Source organism: Parvibaculum indicum, from assembly GCF_011762095.1.
Classification (GTDB): Bacteria; Pseudomonadota; Alphaproteobacteria; order Parvibaculales; family Parvibaculaceae; genus Parvibaculum; species Parvibaculum indicum.
This window is the reverse complement of record NZ_JAASQO010000001.1, coordinates 268,447-286,160: the sequence shown is the minus strand read 5'-3', so window position 1 is coordinate 286,160 and position 17,714 is coordinate 268,447. Positions and strand designations below refer to the sequence as shown.

Annotated in this window: 16 protein-coding genes and 1 tRNA gene; 12 read left to right on the top strand and 5 right to left on the bottom strand. The window is 62.8% G+C overall.

All coding sequences use genetic code 11. The features are described 5' to 3' along the window. Positions 1–84: 84 nt before the first annotated feature. The 3 genes from tesB to FHS78_RS01400 all read left to right on the top strand — a co-directional run bounded on the left by tesB (position 85) and on the right by FHS78_RS01400 (position 2,446). Entirely contained in the window at positions 85–951 is an 867-nt protein-coding gene (tesB, locus tag FHS78_RS01410) for an acyl-CoA thioesterase II (RefSeq protein WP_167089516.1), read from the top strand. An 81-nt stretch (positions 952–1,032) separates the two neighbouring features. Continuing rightward, positions 1,033–1,123 (top strand) — tRNA-Ser (locus tag FHS78_RS01405). Positions 1,124–1,285: 162 nt separating this feature from the next. Next, positions 1,286–2,446 (top strand): HPP family protein, encoded by a 1,161-nt coding sequence (locus FHS78_RS01400; RefSeq protein ID WP_167089514.1) that lies wholly within the window; start codon positions 1,286–1,288, stop codon positions 2,444–2,446. Between the two features lie 85 nt (positions 2,447–2,531). Here the strand turns inward: FHS78_RS01400 and FHS78_RS01395 are convergent, their stop codons facing one another. Then, positions 2,532–4,316 (bottom strand): SLC13 family permease, encoded by a 1,785-nt coding sequence (locus FHS78_RS01395; RefSeq protein ID WP_167089512.1) that lies wholly within the window; start codon positions 4,314–4,316, stop codon positions 2,532–2,534. Positions 4,317–4,539: 223 nt separating this feature from the next. Between FHS78_RS01395 and can the strand changes: the two genes are divergently transcribed. Continuing rightward, on the top strand, positions 4,540–5,205 hold the full coding sequence (can, locus tag FHS78_RS01390; protein ID WP_167089510.1) for a carbonate dehydratase: 666 nt from the start codon (positions 4,540–4,542) through the stop codon (positions 5,203–5,205). A 124-nt stretch (positions 5,206–5,329) separates the two neighbouring features. On the opposite strand, the gene FHS78_RS01385 is transcribed toward can, so the two are convergent. Together FHS78_RS01385 and FHS78_RS01380 are read right to left on the bottom strand one after the other, a co-directional pair. Beyond that, entirely contained in the window at positions 5,330–6,112 is a 783-nt protein-coding gene (locus FHS78_RS01385; protein WP_167089508.1) for a 3-hydroxybutyrate dehydrogenase, read from the bottom strand. Positions 6,113–6,138: 26 nt separating this feature from the next. Beyond that, positions 6,139–7,293: a DUF3734 domain-containing protein gene (locus FHS78_RS01380; RefSeq protein ID WP_167089506.1), complete on the bottom strand. Its 1,155-nt coding sequence runs from the start codon at positions 7,291–7,293 to the stop codon at positions 6,139–6,141. A gap of 137 nt (positions 7,294–7,430) precedes the next feature. Between FHS78_RS01380 and FHS78_RS01375 the strand changes: the two genes are divergently transcribed. The 4 genes from FHS78_RS01375 to FHS78_RS01360 all read left to right on the top strand — a co-directional run bounded on the left by FHS78_RS01375 (position 7,431) and on the right by FHS78_RS01360 (position 11,242). Then, entirely contained in the window at positions 7,431–8,285 is an 855-nt protein-coding gene (locus FHS78_RS01375; protein WP_167089504.1) for an MBL fold metallo-hydrolase, read from the top strand. Positions 8,286–8,683: 398 nt separating this feature from the next. After that, a complete protein-coding gene (locus FHS78_RS01370; RefSeq protein ID WP_167089502.1) occupies positions 8,684–9,499 on the top strand; it encodes a glycine/sarcosine N-methyltransferase in 816 nt (271 codons plus the stop codon). After that, positions 9,486–10,328, top strand: a complete 843-nt coding sequence (locus FHS78_RS01365; RefSeq protein WP_167089500.1) for an SAM-dependent methyltransferase — start codon at positions 9,486–9,488, stop codon at positions 10,326–10,328. Before FHS78_RS01370 ends, FHS78_RS01365 begins: the two co-directional genes overlap by 14 nt. Before the next feature lie 224 nt (positions 10,329–10,552). Further along, entirely contained in the window at positions 10,553–11,242 is a 690-nt protein-coding gene (locus tag FHS78_RS01360) for a hypothetical protein (RefSeq protein WP_205305149.1), read from the top strand. Here FHS78_RS01360 and FHS78_RS01355 read toward each other — a convergent pair whose 3' ends face one another. Further along, positions 11,243–12,121, bottom strand: coding sequence for an alpha/beta fold hydrolase (locus FHS78_RS01355; RefSeq protein ID WP_167089498.1), 879 nt, complete (start codon positions 12,119–12,121; stop codon positions 11,243–11,245). It abuts the gene before it with no gap. Between the two features lie 33 nt (positions 12,122–12,154). After that, on the bottom strand, positions 12,155–14,383 hold the full coding sequence (locus FHS78_RS01350) for a lytic transglycosylase domain-containing protein (RefSeq protein ID WP_246220316.1): 2,229 nt from the start codon (positions 14,381–14,383) through the stop codon (positions 12,155–12,157). 258 nt (positions 14,384–14,641) lie between these two features. Here FHS78_RS01350 and dapA point away from each other — a divergent pair, with 258 nt between their 5' ends. The 4 genes from dapA to FHS78_RS01330 are packed head-to-tail and all read left to right on the top strand — an operon-like array spanning position 14,642 to position 17,637. Next, entirely contained in the window at positions 14,642–15,517 is an 876-nt protein-coding gene (gene dapA, locus FHS78_RS01345) for a 4-hydroxy-tetrahydrodipicolinate synthase (protein WP_167089494.1), read from the top strand. A gap of 10 nt (positions 15,518–15,527) precedes the next feature. Beyond that, complete coding sequence (gene smpB / locus FHS78_RS01340) at positions 15,528–16,025, top strand: SsrA-binding protein SmpB (RefSeq protein ID WP_167089492.1); 498 nt, start codon at positions 15,528–15,530, stop codon at positions 16,023–16,025. A gap of 3 nt (positions 16,026–16,028) precedes the next feature. Next, positions 16,029–16,973, top strand: coding sequence for an EamA family transporter (locus FHS78_RS01335; protein WP_167089490.1), 945 nt, complete (start codon positions 16,029–16,031; stop codon positions 16,971–16,973). Beyond that, positions 16,966–17,637 (top strand): sulfite oxidase-like oxidoreductase, encoded by a 672-nt coding sequence (locus FHS78_RS01330; RefSeq protein ID WP_343041913.1) that lies wholly within the window; start codon positions 16,966–16,968, stop codon positions 17,635–17,637. Before FHS78_RS01335 ends, FHS78_RS01330 begins: the two co-directional genes overlap by 8 nt. Positions 17,638–17,714: the final 77 nt, after the last annotated feature.

The following is a 17,714-nucleotide window of genomic DNA, read 5'->3' as shown; positions in this document are numbered from 1 at the left end:
CGCCTCGGCCCGAGGGTAGCGGGCAGGCGCGTTTGAGCCTATGTTCCGGCCCATTCCGCTAGCTTTTTCGCGATGGATGGGACCATGCCGGACGCCGTAGAAGACCTGATTCAGATACTCGACCTCGAACCGATCGAGCAGAACCTTTTCCGGGGTCACAGCCCCGATGTGAGCTGGCAGCGCGTATTCGGCGGCCAGGTGATCGGTCAGGCGCTGGTCGCGGCCTATCGCACGGTGGAAGACCGCATCTGCCACTCGCTTCACGCCTATTTCATTCGTCCGGGCGACCCGAAAGTGCCGATCCTTTACGAGGTGGACCGCGCGCGGGACGGCAAGAGCTTCACCACGCGGCGCGTCGTTGCGATCCAGCACGGCAAGCAGATCTTCAATCTCGCCGCTTCCTTCCAGATTCAGGAAGAAGGCTTCGAGCATCAGGCCGACATGCCCGACGTGCCGATGCCCGAAGACCTCAAGACGGAATCGGAGCTGCGCGAGGCGGTGAAAGACAAGCTCACGCCGGAAATCGCCGCGCATTTCTCCCGGCCCCGTCCCATCGAGATCCGGCCCGTCGACCCGCAGAATTATTTCGATCCCGAGCCCATGGAGCCCGCTCAGCATGTCTGGTTCCGGGCGGTGAAGGATGTGGGCACGACCGAATCCATCAATCAGTGCGTTCTCGCCTATGCGTCCGACATGACGCTGCTCGACACCTGCATTCGCCCGCACGGGGTGAGCTGGATGCAGGGCAAGCTCCAGTCGGCAAGTCTCGATCACGCCATGTGGTTCCATGCGCCGGTCCGCACCAGCGACTGGCTCCTCTATGCGCAGGACAGCCCCAGTGCCTCCGGCAGCCGGGGCTTCAACCGGGGCAGCATCTTCACGCGGGATGGCCGGCTGGTGGCCTCGGTCGCGCAGGAAGGCCTGATCCGCTATCACGGCAAGAAGCGCTAAATCTCTGAAAGAGAAGAAAATCCCCGGCTTTTCGCGTCAGCCCTCTTGAAGCCGCGCCCGAACTTGGGCATACACGGCGGTGGAGAGGTGGCCGAGTGGCTGAAGGCGCTCCCCTGCTAAGGGAGTATACGTTAACCGCGTATCGTGGGTTCGAATCCCATCCTCTCCGCCAGCCTTCCGGGCTGGTGGCCCGGGGGGCCAAAGACCGATTTCCCCGATACCCTCCGTTCTTTCCCACTTCCATGGTTCTCTTCGTCTGAATGGTCCGTTTAGCGTCCGACAAGTGCCGGGGGCACGGCGTTCTTCGTCCAGTGTTTGATCGGCATTTATCCGAATGACGAAAGCCTTGCGTCATTTGATGCGCGCTCTGGGCCCTGCAGTCGCGGCGGCTTCCTTGCGCGAGTCTGTTCGGGCAGGCTTCGGGGCGGTGCTGGGGCTCGGTCTGGTTGGATTGCTCGTACTCGCTCCGACAGTGGATCTGCAGCTTGGGCTTTATCTGATCGCTCCTTTCGGTGCGACATCGGTCCTGATATTCGCTGTCCCCAACAGTCCTCTTGCGCAGCCATGGTCGGCAATCGTCGGGAATACACTTGCAGCTGTGGTTGGCGTTGCCGTTTGTCTGACGGTCCGCGATCCGGCCTTGCGCATAGCTCTGGCTGTCGGAAGTGCAATTACGCTCATGAGTCTTGCACGGGCCGTTCATCCTCCGGCAGGGGCGGTTGCCATGACGGCGGCCATGAGCCCGGATGCTATCCATGAATTGGGGTTTCGCTTCGCGTTGGCACCGGTTGCCGCCGGTACGACGCTTCTGGTTCTCGTTGCATGGATCTATGCGCGGACGACGGGACGACGCTATCCATTCCGCCAATTTGAAGAGACGAATTCACAAGGTACATACGACCCGCCTCCTGCGGAGCGTCTTGGTCTCAGCGAAGCCGAGCTCACCGACATCCTGCAGCGCTACCGGCAATCTCTGAACCTCGGCGTCGAGGATCTGGCGCGGTTGATCGGCGCAGCGGAATTACAGGCGGCCAGTCATCAAACGGCCCCGCTTGCGGCAGCCGACATCATGTCGCATGAACTCATCACCGTGGCGCGGGATACGCCTTTGATCGAAATTGCGGAGCTGTTCAAACGCCACCGTTTCACGTCGCTTCCGGTCGTTGGGCCGAATGCGGAATTCCTCGGGGTTATCTTTCAGATGCACCTCATTGCCCGGGCCAGGGATGACGCCCGCTATTTTGGCGGCGGTTTCCTGTCTGCACTCAAAGGCCTGCTCAATCGCGGGAGAGACAAGCCGGTGTACGCGGGAGACGTGATGAATGTGACCGGTCCACGGGCCGCGGTAACAACATCGCTTGGCGATTTGCTTCCCATGATGGCCGACGGTGAGGTCGATGCCGTGCCGGTGCTGCGAGATGAGCGCATCGTCGGTATCGTCACTCGAACCGATGTTATCGCGGCAATGGCGCGGCACGTCGCCCGCAACCAGTGATCCATGCGCGTTTGAGGGAATGATGCCGTTTCCGAGAAATGGGCGGCAGGCGTCAGCTCGTTCGCGCGGTATCCGTTTCCCGCTGTCACAACGGCCAGATCATCGGCACGACCGTTACCGTGATGGCGGTGGCGATGAGGTTCATCGGGATGCCTATCTTCATGAAGTCGGTGAAGCGGTACCCGCCGGGGCCGTAGACGAGCGTATTCGTCTGGTAGCCGATGGGCGTGGCGAAGCTTGCGCTGGCGGAGAACATCACCGCCACCACGAAGGGGCGCGGGTCGAATCCCAGTTGATGGGCAAGGCCGATGGCGATGGGGGTCATCACGATGGCGACGGCATTGTTGGTCACAAGCTCTGTCATGATCGACGTCATGACATAGACCGCGAGAAGCGCGACCAGCGGGGGCAGTTCCGTCAGCCATGGCGCGACGCCGTTCACGATGAGCGCCACCGCTCCGGATTTGTCCAGTGCCGCGCCGACGGCGAGCATGGAAAAGATCAGCACCAATATGCGCCCGTCTATCGCGCGGAAGGCGTCGTCGGCATCGAGGCAGCCGGTGAACAGCACCACGCCCACGCCGATCACCGCGAGGGCGGAAAGCGGCATCACGTTGAGCGCACCGAGCAACACCACGCCCGCCAGCACGGCAAATGCGAGCGGCGCCTTGTTGCGGCGATAGCCGCGTTCGGCGGGCTCGGTGAGGTTCAGCAGGTTCATCTCTTCCGACAGCCGCTTCACGTCTTCCGCGGCGCCTTCGATCAGCAGCGTGTCGCCCGCCTGGGGGGCGATCTCGCCGATCTGGCGGCCCAGGTTTTCGCCATGGCGGTGCACGGCGAGAATATAGATCGCATAGCGGCGGCGCAGGCGCTGGTGTCGCAGCTCCGTCCCGATCAGGCCGCTATTGGGCGCAACCAGCGCTTCCACCACCACGGCCTCGCGCTGGCCGACTTCGGAGAGGCCTTCGGGCGCAAGCTGAACGCTCGCCTCCGAGCGCAGGCTCAGCACCTCGGCCATGCTGGATTCGAAGACGATGCGGTCGCGCGGCTGCAATACCAGCGTGTCGAGCCGGTGGCGCTGCGAGCGTTCGTTGCGCACCACGTCCACCACGCGAATGTCGCGCTTGCGGAAGGTTTCGATGTCGCCCACACGCTTGCCGATAAAGGGAGAACCGGGGTTGAGCAGCGCGTCGGTGAGAAAGCGTTGCGATTTGCGCTCGCCCAGCATGCCCGCCAGCGTCATGCGCTCCGGCAGCAGGAAATGCGCCATCACCATCATCGCCGTGCCGCCGAGAACCGTCAGGGTAAGGCCCAGCGCGGTGATCTCGAACATGCCGAAAGGCTCCATGCCGTTGGCGACTGCGACGCCATTGACCAGCAGGTTGGTCGAGGTGCCGATCAGCGTGCAGGTGCCGCCCATGATCGACGCATAGGAAAGCGGGATCAGCATGCGCGAAGGCGCCGTCTTCAGCTTGGCCGCCATGCCCATCACAATGGGGATCATCACCATCACGACCGGCGTATTGTTGATGAAGGCGGAGGCTGCGGCGGTCAGCCCCATCAGCCAGGAGAAGACCCCGCGTTTTCCGTTTTCCGCTGCCCGCTGGAAGCGCGCCGTCAGATTGGCGAGAAAGCCCGTGCGCACCAGCGCGCCGGACAGGATGAACATGGCTGCGATCGTGACCGGGGCGTCATTGGCGAAGGAGGACAGCATGGAATCCGCCTCGAGCAGGCCCGTGGCCAGCAGCACGCCCACGCCGCCGACCGCCACCACTTCGGGCGGGAACCTCTCGGTGGCGAAGAGTACGAGCATGATGGCGATGACGCCGATGACGGCGTAGGGGGCCAGGGGAGCGGCTGCTTGGAACATGCTACCAGTCGTTTCGGCGTGCCGGCCGGCATCTGCCGGGGGCGCGGGGGTCGGATGGGGAGAAGGTGAGACGGCGGCGCAAAAAATTCAATAAAAAAATGTGCTTTAATTCATTCAACAAAAATGTGGTGTAAAAATTAACCCGTATTTTCTTCCGCGAAAAAAATGCTATCTACCCCGGCGCCGCGCGGACGGTTTCGTATAGGGATGCAGGATGGGGAAAATGCCAGAACTCAAGGCGTTGTTCGAGCGTAACCGGGAGTGGGCCGAAGGGGTCAAGGAGCGCGATCCGGAATTCTTCAACCGTCTTTCCCGACAGCAGGCGCCCGAGTTTCTCTGGATCGGCTGCGCCGACAGCCGCGTTCCGGCCAACCAGATCATCGACCTGCCGCCGGGCGAGGTCTTCGTTCACCGCAATATCGCAAATGTGGTGGTCGCCTCGGATTTGAACTGCCTCTCCGTGCTTCAGTTCGCGGTGGAGGTGCTGAAGGTGAAGCACATCATCGTCACGGGCCATTATGGCTGCGGCGGCGTGCGCGCCTCGCTGGAGCGGGCCGATCACGGCCTGATCGACAACTGGCTCAACCATATTCGTGCCGTGTACAGGCTGCACCGCCATCATGTGGACGCGGCGGAGGATGAGGACGGCCGGGTGGATCGTCTCTGCGAGCTGAATGTGCTCGAACAGGTGCGCAATGTCTGCACCACCACCATCGTCCGCGATGCCTGGGCCAAGGGGCAGGACCTTCGGGTCCATGGCTGGTGCTATTCGATCAAGGACGGTCTGGTGCGCGGCCTGTGCTCCCACGGGGCGCAGGACGATATCGACACGGGCCTCGGCGACGATCTGGAAGCGCTGGCTGCGCGGTGGCTGACGGGCGAGGTCTAGGCCCTTTTCGCGCCTCTAAATCCGTCATTGCGAGGTCCATGGGACCGAAGCAATCCACGCCTTGCCGTGTCGTGCTGGATTGCTTCGCTTGCGCTCACAATGACGGCAAGAGCCGTCCGTCGCATTACTGCATGTACCAGCCATGGCTTACCACCACGGACTGGCCGGTCAGCGCATTGCTGGGGAAACTTGCAAACATCAGGGCGACTTCGGCGACGTCTTCCACGGTCGTGAACTCGCCGTCGACGGTCTGCTTCAGCATCACGTTCTTGATGACTTCTTCTTCGGAAATGCCGAGTTCCTCGGCCTGTTCGGGGATCTGCTTGTCCACCAGCGGCGTGCGCACGAAGCCGGGGCAAATGACATTGGCCCGCACGCCATGCTCGGCCCCTTCCTTCGAGACGGTGCGGCAGAGACCCAGCAATCCGTGTTTGGCCGTCACATAGGCCGATTTCAGGACCGAGGCCTCCTTGGAGTGGACCGAGCCCATATAGATCACGCTGCCCGAGCCCTGTTTGTACATGTGCGGCAGGCAGGCCTTGGTGGTGAGGAAGGCGCCGTCGAGATGGATCGCCAGCATCTTCTTCCAGTCCTCGAAGGCGAAATTTTCCACTGGGTTGACGATCTGCACGCCGGCATTGCTTACCAGCACGTCGATCGTGCCCCATTTGTCGACGATCTTTTGCACGCCGTCATTCACGGCCTTTTCGTTCGTCACGTCCATTTCGACGGCCATGGCCTCGCCGCTGCTGCCATTGTCGATTTCCTTGGCCGTTGCCTGCGCCTTGTCGGCGTCGAGGTCGGCGATCGCGACTTTCGCGCCTTCGGAGGCGTATCGGGTGGCGATGGCCTTGCCGATGCCGCTCGCCGATCCGGTGATGAGGGCAACCTTGTCTTTCAGTTTCATGCTTGCACTCCTTTCAGTGCTGACGCTCAGTCGGTCGCATCCCGCGTCAGGTCGAAGACCTGGATGCCGCTTTCGGGGCGATGGCGGTCGCGCCATGCCTGGTGGCGCAGCGTGCGCGTCACGTCGTTGCGGCCCGCTTGCCAGTGATCGCCGATCGTGGCGCGGGAGAATTCATAGTCCTTCGCGTGATTGTGGTAGCGCATGCGGCGATGGATGAGATGGATGATGGTGATGGCGTTACGCCGGTCGCATTCGCGCAATGCCTGCACATCGGGATCGTCGGCGAATTCGGGCGGCAGTTTCTTCAAAAGATTGCTGACGGCCTTTTCCATGCGGTGGCGGCGGCGGAAGACGTCGGTGTTGAGGCGTGTGCGGCTGGAAAAGCGAATGTCCTTTTCGCGCTCGGCCACTTCGCCGATGGTGCGGGGGAGAGGGCCGCGCGCATTGAAGAGATCGACCTGAAAGACGCACATGTCGTCCACCGGGTCTTCTTCCAGCACATATTGAAGCGGCGTGTTGGAGACGATGCCACCGTCCCAGTAATATTCGCCGTCGATTTCGATGGGCGGGAAGCCGGGTGGAAGCGCGGCGGAGGCCATGACATGCTTCGGTCCGACCTCCATGTCGTGATTGTCGAAATAGACGAAATTCCCGCTGCGGATGTTCACCGCGCCGACGCTGAACCGCACATCGCCCCCGTTCAGCCTGTCGAAATCGACAAGCTCCTCCAGCGTGTCGGCGAGCGGGGCGGTGTCGTAGAAGCTGAGCGCGGCGGGGCTGCCGGCGGGGTGCAGAAAGGGAGGCGGCATACGCGGCGTGAAGAAGCTCGGTATGCCGAAGGCGAGGGCCGTGGCGGCGCTGGCACGCGCATAGAGGCTGCGCGCTTCCAGCCCGGGCATGAAAGGCTCGCCCGGCAGCGAGCCGGAGACGCGGTCCCAGAAGGATTTGAGCTTTTCCACGCGGTCTTCCGGTCGGTTGCCCGCAATGATCGCCGCGTTGATGGCGCCGACGGAAATCCCCGCCAGCCATTGCGGCTCGATCCCGGCCTCCGACAGGGCGCAATAGACGCCCGCCTGATAGGCGCCGAGCGCGCCGCCGCCCTGCAAGACGAGCACCGAACATTCCGCCCTTGAGGGGGCGGAGCGTTTCGGGTCGGATCGGGACGGGGTCTGCGCGGCCATGGGAAGCTCCGTAAGCAACCGTTCTATCGGGTCATGTGGGGAGCTCTTTCGCAACTGCAAAATGAAATTTTTGAGAGACTCGCGCCGGTTTGCCCTAGTTTCGCGATGAGGGACCGAAAGGATGAGGGGAGGAGAGAATGGAACAATGGCGTATCGGCGATGTCACCGTGACGCGGATCGTCGAGATGGAGATGGCGGGCGGCACGCGCTTCATCCTTCCCCAGGCGACGCCGGAGGCGGTCGCGCCCTATGAGTGGATGAAGCCGCATTTCGTGACGGAGGAGGGCAAGCTCGTCATGAGCATTCACGCCCTCATCGTCGATACGCCGTCGGCCCGGATCATGGTCGATACCTGCCTCGGTAACGACAAGCAGGGCCGCATGGCGCCGATCTGGAACGACCGGCACGAACCCTTTCTGGAGCGCATGGCGGAGGCGGGCTACCCCGCGTCCTCCATCGATATGGTGATGTGCACCCATCTGCATGTCGATCATGTCGGCTGGAACACCATGCTCAAGGATGGCGAATGGGTGCCGACCTTTCCCCAGGCGCGCTATCTGATGGCGCGCCCTGAATTCGAGCACTGGCGGTCCCAGAGCGAGAACGAAGAGCAGCTTGCTGTCTTTGCCGATTCCGTGAAGCCCGTCTTCGACGCGGGGCTGGTCGATCTGGTGGAGATGAATCACCGGCTTTGCGATGAAGTCTCCCTTGTTCCCACCGTCGGGCACACGCCGGGCCATGTCAGCGTCAGGATTTCCTCGAAAGGGGAGGAAGCGTTGATTACCGGCGATTTCATCCACCATCCCTGCCAGTTCGCGCGGCCGGACTGGGCGTCGTCGGCGGATGTCGACTCGACCGGATCGACGGCGACTCGCGAAAGAATGTTCGAAAACCTCGCGGAAACCTCGGTTCTTGTGATCGGAACGCATTTCGCGGCGCCGACGGCGGGCTATGTGAAGCGCGAGGGAAAAGCCTACAGGCTCGACATATAGGAACGGTTTTTTGAAGGAAGTTTTTCAGAAAAATGAAATATCGAATTGAAAACAAAGAGTTTTCAAAAGTTTTTCCGTCCTGCTGTTGATACCTCATAGGGCCTTTGTTACGGTCCTGACCGTCGGGTGACGGGTTCTCCGGCGCAGCGTTCATGCTGTGCTGTCCATTGAGGATTTGGCCCCGGCAGCACCCTCTATGCGGCTTCCTATGCTGCGCGGTCGCCACCATCGGCGATCTGTTTGGTGCGGTCTGCCTTGCGCATCCTGCGCTCATCTCCGTGCAGACCTTAAAAATCGAGAGCTATGACGCCGGCACGAGGTCGGTGTCGCCACAAATTGACCGAACTGCGGAGCGCGCTTTTGCGCGCCCGGCATGTCGGCATTTTTGAAGGGGCAATATGTCTGGTACCGTACTCAAGAAAGAACAGGATTTCGGCGAGGATCCCCTCGCGGTTCGTGAATCCGATCACTATCAGCACGAATACACGGAATCCTTCGTCGACAAATGGGATCAGCTGATCGACTGGAAGGGCCGCGCCGAAGGCGAGGGCCGTTTCTTCATCGACCTGCTGAAAAAGCTCGGCAAGCACAAGATCCTCGACGTCGCTGCAGGTACAGGTTTCCACTCGGTGCAGCTCGCCAAGGCCGGTTTCGACGTGACCACCGTCGACGGCGCCAAGGAAATGCTGATCAAGGCGTTCGACAATGGCCGCGACAACGGCATCGTTCTTCAGACCATCTGCGCGGACTGGCGCTGGCTGAACAAGGACGTCCACGGCAAATACGACGCCATCGTGTGCCTCGGTAACTCCTTTACCCATCTCTTCGAGGAGAAGGACCGTCGCCGGGCGCTTGCCGAATTCTATGCGGCGCTGAAGCATGACGGCGTCCTCATCCTGGACCAGCGCAACTACGACCTGATCATGGATGAAGGCTTCAGCACGAAGCACAAATACTACTATTGCGGCGACCAGGTGACGGCCGAGCCGGAGCATGTCGACGACTCGCTGGCGCGTTTCCGCTACACCTTCCCGGACGACAGCGTCTATCACCTCAACATGTTCCCGCTGCGCAAGACCTATGTGAAGCGCCTCATGCATGAGATCGGCTTCCAGAAGATCACCACCTATGGCGACTTCGAGGCGAACTACGACGAGAAGGAAACCGACTTTTACGTTCACGTTGCGGAGAAGGCCTACGATGACGAGTCCTAATGCGAACGCCGTCGCCAAGGCGGAAGAGTATTACGACAGCGACGATGCGGATAAGTTCTACTTCACCATCTGGGGCGGTAAGGACATCCACATCGGTCTCTACAAGGACGATGTGGAGCCGGTCGGCGATGCGAGCCATCGCACCGACGAGACCATCGCGGCCAAGATCGAGAATCTCGGTCCCGATACCAAGGTGCTCGACATCGGGGCCGCCTATGGCGGGGCTGCGCGTTACCTGGCGGAGACCTATGGCTGTCACGTCACCTGCGTGAACATCTCCGACAAGCAGAACGCCATCAATCGCGAGATGAGCGAGAAGGCCGGCCTGTCGGACAAGATCGCGGTCAAGCATGGCAGCTTCGAGGACATTCCGGCGGAGGACAATTCCTTCGACGTCGTCTGGTCGCAGGACTCGATCCTGCACAGCGGCAATCGCGTCAAGGTGATGGAAGAAGTGGCCCGCGTGCTGAAGCCGGGCGGTCAGTTCATCTTCACCGACCCGATGCAGTCGGATAACTGCCCGGCGGATGTGCTGCAGCCGATCCTCGACCGCATTCACCTGTCCACCCTCGGGTCCCCGGGCTTCTACGAGAAGACGCTGACGGGAATGGGCTTCGAGAAGATCGGTTTCGACGATCATGTCGACCAGCTTCGCCGGCACTATTTCCGTGTGGGGCAGGAGCTCAAGAAGAACTATGACAAGCTTGTCGAGGTCGGCGTGAGCCGCGAATATATCGACAACATGATCAAGGGTCTTGAGCACTGGGTGAACGGTGCCGACAAGGGCTATCTCGCCTGGGGCATCATGCACTACCGCAAGGCGAAGTAATCGCTTGGCGAAAAGCTAGGGCGGGCGTAGTCTCCCGCTCAACGAATGAGGATCGAATGACTTACGTCGCGCACAAGATGATCGGTTGGTGGACCGCCTGAGGGTGGCCCTGGACCAGATCGTGCGTCGATCCGACAGAAAGGCCGCCCGCTTCGAGGCGGCCTTTTTCGTTTCCTCCACCGGAGAAGGCCGTTTCCGAAAATGGCCTGAAAGGAGAGCCGGTGATGGAGATGGAGCAGGAATTCAGACTGGACGGGATCGTGCCCTGGGGGCGGCGCCTCTGGGAGTATCGCGCCTTCTTCGCGTTGGAGGAGGCGGATCTTCGCCATGCCGTTCTGGATGTGGGGGCGGGGCCGTCGTCTTTCGCGGCGGAAGCCTCGGCCGCGGGCGCGCGGGTGACCGCCGCCGATCCGCTTTACGCCTTGCCCGGCAAGGCGATCGCGCAGCGTTTCGAGGAGACGCGCGGCGCGATGATGGAGGGCCTGCGTCAGGCGCGCTATCGCTTCCGCTGGTCGCATTACGGATCGCCGGACACTATCGAGAAGATCAGGCGCGAGGCGCTGGCGCTTTTTCTGGCCGATTACGGCCGTGAAGCTGCGCGGCGCTATGTCGAGGCGTCACTGCCGCGTCTGCCGTTTGCGGACAACGCGTTCTGCCTCGCGCTCTCATCGCATCTGTTGTTCCTTTACGGCGACGATCTCGATTTCGCTTTCCACATAGAGGCGCTGCGCGAACTGCTGCGTGTCGCGGAGGAGGTGCGCGTCTTTCCGCTCGTCAACCTCGACGGACGCCCGTCGAGCCATCTGCCCGGTGTGCTGGCGCAGTTTGCACGGGACGGCATAAGGGCCGAGCTGGTGCCCGTGCCTTACGAGTTTCAGAAAGGGGCGACGAAGATGCTGCGGCTGAGACGGTAATCAGAGGGCGTGACGTTCGAGGAAGTCCGCAATGACGTCGAATTCGGGCTGGCTGTCGAGGAAAGGGGCGTGCCCCTGGTCGGGCAGCGTGACCGGCGTCAGCGCGGGATGTTCCTCGGCCATCTTCGCCAGCGTCTCGGCGGAGAGGATGTCGGAGTTCTCGCCGCGCAGCGCAAGCACGGGCACATGGGAGAGTGCCTTGAACTGGGCCCACATATCGGGCAGCTCGCCCTTGGCGGCGTCGAGCCCCTTGCGCATGGCGGTGCCGATCTTCGGATCGTAGTCCATTTTCGGCGCGCCGTTTTCATCGGTGGCGAAGGTGCGTTGCGAGAAGGCGCGCCATTCCGCGCCGGTGACGTTGGGAAAATCGCGCTCGTTCATCATGCGCAGCTTGACCGCCGCCTCGTCCCAGGTCGAGGGCGTTTCCATTGTGCCCGCATAGCCTGCGATGCGCTCCAGGCCCTTTGCCTCGACCTCGGGGCCGATATCGTTGAGGATCGCGGCCTTGAGGGCGACGGGGCGGAAGGCGGCCATCAGCATGGCGATGAGGCCGCCGCGCGAAGTGCCGATGAAGACCGCCTGATGGATGCCCGCCGCCGTCATCAGGTCGAGCGTGTCCATCAGTTCGTTCTGGGGCGTGTAGGCGTCCGCGCCGCCCGCATATTCCGACAGGCCGCGCCCGCGCAGGTCCGGGCAGAGTACGCGCCGTTCATGCGAGAGGAAGCTCGCCAGCGCGTCGAAATCCTTGGAATTGCGCGTGAGGCCCGGCAGGCAGATGACCGGCGTTTTCGGCGCGGTCCGCTCGCCATAGTCGCGCGCATAGAGCCTCAGCCCTTCCTGCGTGGTGTAGAGGAAGTCCCGGTAGGGCGTGGGCTGCATGCGTTATCTCCCGCGGGTCGTCACAAAATGGGGTCAGCGATCGTCCGCCTCGACGACGGGAGCCATATGGCCTTTGGGGGCCGGGCGCACAAGCGGTAAATCGTCGGGTTTGCGCTCGGGCGGTGGGGCGGTGATGGCCGGTCCGGTATTGCGCCGGAGATCGGCGCCGAGCCGGATGGGCTGTTCCTTGCCGTCCAGCCGTGCGCGATAGACTTCGAGGTTCTCCATCACGCGCTGCACATAGTTGCGGGTTTCCGAATAGGGAATGTTCTCGATCCAGTCGATGGGATCGACGGCGGTGGAGCGCGGGTCGCCATATCGGTCCACCCATTGGTCGACGCGCCGCTTGCCGGCATTGTAGGCGGCGATGCTCATGATGTAGGAGCCGCCGAACTCGTTTTGCACGAGATCGCCGAGATGGGCGGCGCCCAGCGTCGCGTTGTATTCCGCGTCGGTCAGGCGGCTGCGCGAATAGGGCAGGTTGAACTGCCGCGCCACCAGCCGCGCCGTGGAGGGCATGAGCTGCATCAGGCCGCGCGCGCCGGCATGGCTCACGGCGTCGGCGTCGAATTCGCTTTCCTGCCGCGACAGGCCATAGACGAGCGAGGGCTCCACGCTCGGGCCGACCGGTTTCCAGCTCGGCATCAGGTTCGTCGGATAGGCCCTGTCCGCCAGCACGATATTGCGCATCGCCGCCGATTTGGCGACACGGATCGAGAGCTTCGGATTGCCGAACTGCCGGGCCAGATCGGCGAGCGCTGCAAGTTCGGCCGGGTCGTTCAGCCGGTCCGCCATATGCAGCATGAAGGTCCAGAGCGTGCTTTGCCGGTCGATCTGGTGGAGGATTTTCGCCGCCTGCACGAGTTCGCGCTTTTCAAAGCTCTGCTTTTCCTTCTGCGGCAATGTCGGGTCGTTGGCGAGTTTCAGCATCCCGTCGCCGCCCTGCGCGGCCTCGGCGGCGATGGCGAGTTGGCCGTAAAACGTCGTCGGATAGGCGGAAGCCTCGGTATAGAAGCGCTTGGCCCGGTCGGCATGGCCGCCGGCCTCGGCTGCGCGGGCCAGCCAGTATTTCGCGCGCGCCTTGCTGATCGGCGTCGAGACGCCCTTGTCCAGCCGGTCGAAATGGGCGGCGGCCTTGGCCGGTTCGTTCAGATATTGAAGGGCGATCCAGCCGGAGAGGAATTCGGCTTCCGCAAAGTCGCCGCCTTCGGTGAGGCCGTGTTCGGAGGCGATCTTGTAGGCTTGCGAGAAGAGCCCGTCCGCCAGTGCCTTTCTGGCCGCGATGCGCCGTTCCACCCACCAGCTATCGGGACGGACCATATCGCCCGGGCTTGCCGGCGCGGTCAGCAGCAGCGGCAGGGCCATCGTGTCATTGCCCTTGCGGCGCTCGTAGCGGACCTGATCGAAGATCAGGCCGGGGTCGCGCCGCAGATAGGGGGGCACACGGGACAGCGCGTTTTCCGCCTTGCTGGAACGGCTCGCGAGATGGATGCGCGCATCGGCGAGTTTTTGAGCGTCTTCGCCCAGCAGGGCCGCCGTCTTGCGCGCATCGGTGCTGCGGCGTTCCCAGAGAAGCCGCGCGAGCCGCGCCATCTGCACGTCCTGCGTCAGATATTGGCCGTATTGCGCGATGATTTCCTTCTGCCTGGCGGTGGAGAAATCGTTTTCCGTCCAGGCCCGCCGGATCCAGTCGGCGCCGCGCTCCTTGTCGCCGGACAGGATCAGCGTCTCGCCATAGCGGATCTTGCCGTCGCCGGTGACGGGGGGGTGGGCGGCAAACCAGCTCAGCGTGTCCTGCGCGCCGGCGGAATAGCTGAGAAGGGCCTCCTCGGCGCGCCGGTCGAGCAGCGACTGGAGCGGCCAGTCGGGATTGGCGTTCTGGAAGGCGGCGATGTCGGCGAGTTTGGCGCCGCTGTCCTTCTCCACCAGCTTGTCCCAGAGCAGGAGCTTTCTTGCGACGGGGTTTTTCACCGCGGCGGCTTCGCCGTCGAATATCGTCCAGTGGCCGTCATCGGCCAGGTCGAAGGCGCGTGCGACATGGCTCCAGTCGGCAGCGTCCAGTATGCCGGCCGGGGCCGTGGGGGCGGGGACGGGCGTGGGAGCGGATGCGGCGGTTGCCGCGGCCCCCGCCGCCGGGCGGGCCAGCGGGACTTCCGCCGCGCCGGCCGGCGCGGCAAGGCCGAGCGCCGCGCAGGGCAACAGGCAGGCGGCTGCCAGCCGGAAACAGGTCAGAGAAGAAATACGCCTTCCATATCGGCCCATCACGGCACGACCTCGCAGTCACTGGAGGATTGGGCCCCCGCTGCGACAGGCGTCGCCTCATGGCCCCATTTACCCTAAAAGCACGTCCGGCCCCCCGGCCCACGGCATTCGAGACTGCCTTTTCGTCCTCAGCTTACAGAGCCACGACTTCGCGCTGCAATAGGGATCGTCATGAAAGGGGCATTTCCTTGCCGCTTCAGAAAGTTACGGTTATGTTGCGCGCCTTCAAAACGCCAGCCCCCGCTATGGAGCCAAGTCATGTTCAAGGGATCCTTTGTCGCTCTCATCACCCCGTTTCGCGACGGCAAGGTGGACGAGGCTGCCTTTGAGAAACTGGTCGAGTGGCACATCGAGCAGGGCACGCACGGGCTGGTGCCCTGCGGTACCACGGGCGAGTCGCCCACGCTCAGCCATGACGAGCATCGCCGGGTAATCGAGCTGTGCGTGAAGGCGGCGGCGGGCCGTGTGCCGGTCATGGCCGGAACGGGCTCCAACAACACCGCCGAGGCGGTGAGCCTGACGCGCTTTGCGATGGAGGCGGGCGCCGACGGGGCGCTGGTTGTCACGCCCTATTACAACAAGCCCGGCCAGGAAGGGCTCTATCGGCACTTCAAGGCGGTGAACGACGCCGTCGATATTCCGATCTTCATCTACAATATCCCCGGCCGCAGCGTGATCGACATGAGCGTGGAGACCATGGCGCGGCTCTTCGAGCTGAAGAATATCCACGGCGTGAAGGATGCGACCGCCAATCTCGCCCGGGTGAGCCTGCAGCGCGAGGCGATGGGCGAGGGCTTCTGCCAGCTTTCCGGCGAGGATGCGACGGCGCTGGGCTTCAATGCGCATGGCGGCGTCGGCTGCATTTCGGTCACGGCCAATGTGGCGCCGAAGCTGTGTTCGGAATTTCAGGAGGCGACGCTGACGGGTCATTTTGCGAAGGCGCTGGAGCTTCAGGACCGGCTGATGCCGCTCCATACTGCGCTCTTTGTGGAATCCAATCCGGCGCCCGCCAAGTTCGCGCTCAGCGAGCTGGGGCTTTGCAGCGACGAACTGCGCCTGCCGCTGATCGGCATTTCCGACGCCACCAAGGAGCAGGTACGCGGGGCCATGCGGCACGCGGGCCTGCTGAACTGATACAGACCCCATGTCCTCAAAGAGCGGTGGCGCAAAGAAGAAAGCCGGTGACGGATCGAAGGTGATCGCGGACAACCGGCGCGCGCGCTACGACTATGCCATCGGCGAGACCTTCGAGGCGGGGATCGAGCTTTTCGGCACGGAAGTGAAATCGCTGCGCGGCGGGCAGGCGAGCCTCAACGAGGCCTATGTGGAGGTGAAGGACGGGGAGGCGCGGATCATCAACTGCTTCATCCCCGAATATCAGCAGGCCGCGAGCATGTTCAATCACGAGCCGCGCCGCCCGCGCCGCCTGCTTCTGCACAAGAAGGAAATCGCCAAGCTCTGGAATGCGACGCAGCGTCAGGGCATGACGGTCGTGCCGCTCAGGCTCTATTTCAACGACCGGGGGCTCGCCAAACTCCAGATCGCGCTGGCTCAGGGCAAGAAGCACGCCGACAAACGCGAGACCATGAAGGAACGGAGCTGGCAGCGCGACAAGGCGCGCCTCCTGCGCGACAGGGGCTAGGCCGTGAGCGCGGTGCTGGGGGCAGGCCGGTGGATGTATCAGCGGCCCTGGCTTCTTCTTTTCTTTACGGCGTTGTTCTGGGCGGGAAACGCGATCGTGGGGCGCGCCGCGGTGACGGCCGTGCCGCCAATCGGGCTTGCCTTCTGGCGCTGGTTTTTCGCCTTCCTGGTCCTGCTGCCTTTTGCATGGCGGCCCGTATTGAATGACCGCGAAGCCCTGAAACGCAGTTGGCCGGTCATCGTGGCGCTGGGCGTCATCGGCATCGCTACCTTCAATACATGTCTCTATATCGGGCTCGGCAATACGCAGGCGATCAATGCGGGTCTGCTGCAGGCGGCGATGCCTGCCATCATCGTCGTCTTTCTGCTCTTTCTCGGGGAACGGCCTGGCTGGCGGGAACTTGCCGGCATGGTGCTGGCGCTTGCCGGGGTGATCGTCACGCTCTTCAAGGGCGATTGGCAGCGGCTTGCGGCGCTGTCCCTCAATGAGGGCGATGCGTGGGTCTTTGCGGGCGTAGTGTTATACGCGGCCTATTCGGTGGGCCTGCGCTGGCGGCCGCAAATCCATCCCATGACCTTTCTCAGCCTGACCTTCATGACGGGCTGGGTCGCACTCCTGCCGCTCTATATCTGGGAGAGCTTCCACACGCAGCCCTTCACGCTCGGCTGGGACAGCATTCTGGCCGTACTCTATGTGACGATCTTCCCCTCGATCCTTGCCTATGTCTGTTTCAACAGGGGCGTGGAGCTTCTGGGGGCGTCCAGGGCCGGGCTCACGCTCTACTTCGTGCCCATTCTCGTCAGCCTGCTTGCCGTGTTTTTGCTTGGCGAGCCGTTTCGGTTTTATCATCTGGCGGGCCTTGCCCTTATTCTGGGCGGCGTTGTCTTTGCCCAGTTGCGCCGGAAAGACACCCCCAGGGCAGAAAGCGTGGAGACGGATCGTGAGTGACGACGATGACCCAAATCTTCTCGGACGCATCAAGGACAAGCTCATCCGCTCCAAGCAGAAGACGGCGGAAGAGGGCCGCCATCTGACGGGTGCGCCGGACCGCGCTCACGAGAACCGTCTGCCGCCGGGCCAGCATCTGGTCGAGAAATGGCCGGTGCTCGATCTCGGTGTGCAGCCCGATCTCGACAAGGCGACATGGAAGCTGCGGATCGAGGGGCTGGTCGAAAAGCCCGTCACGCTCTCCTTCGACGAGTTCATGGCGCTGCCGCAGGCGGAAGATGTCAGCGACATTCATTGCGTCACGACATGGAGCCGCTACGACAATCGCTGGGCGGGCGTGCCGTCGCGGGCGATCGTCGATCTCGTCCGACCCAAGGCGGACGCACGGCATGTCGTTTTTCATGCCTATGACGGCTATACGACCAATCTCACGCTGGAGGCGTTTCTGGCGCCCGATGTGCTGATCGCCCATAGCTGGGAGGGCGCGCCGCTGACGCGCGAACATGGCGGGCCGGTGCGCGCCATCGTGCCGCAATGGTATTTCTGGAAGAGCGCGAAGTGGATCCGCCGCATCGAGTTCAGCGCGGTGGACAAGCCCGGCTTCTGGGAAGAGCGCGGCTACCACAATGAAGGCGATCCGTGGACGGAGCAGCGCTACGGCTAGATTTCGTCATTGCGAGGAGGCGGAGCCGACGAAGCTGCTTCGAGACGCGGCTCCGCCGCTCCTCAGCATGAGGAACC